General features: G+C 49.6%; 1 protein-coding gene. It reads right to left on the bottom strand.

All coding sequences use genetic code 11. The features are described from left to right. Window positions 1–262: DUF4397 domain-containing protein (locus tag AB4585_RS26680; RefSeq protein WP_372171761.1), on the bottom strand; the 262-nt coding region annotated here is incomplete at both ends.

Raw genomic sequence — 262 nt, 5'->3', positions numbered from 1 at the left:
GCACACTCAAGGTGGCACTGGTCGCGACAGGACGACGATTGTCTTCAATAACAAGCGCATTAATATTCGCTAGATCATTGATGGCATACACGCTGTAGTCTTTACCTTTCTCGAACTCGACGCCTTGCGCATCAATCTGCAGGGTTGTCGGGTCATCGAAGGCGAATACACCCAAGTCGTATGCTTTAGCTGCTAAGTCTAAGTAACCTGACACCACGGTGAATACCACGTCATTAAGTGCTACCGCGCCATCCACTGAGAC

This window comes from Vibrio sp. 10N.222.49.C9, assembly GCF_041474985.1.
GTDB classification, from domain to species: Bacteria; Pseudomonadota; Gammaproteobacteria; order Enterobacterales; family Vibrionaceae; genus Vibrio; species Vibrio crassostreae_C.
Note: the sequence above shows the minus strand (reverse complement) of the source record. Positions and strands in the feature narration are given on the sequence as shown.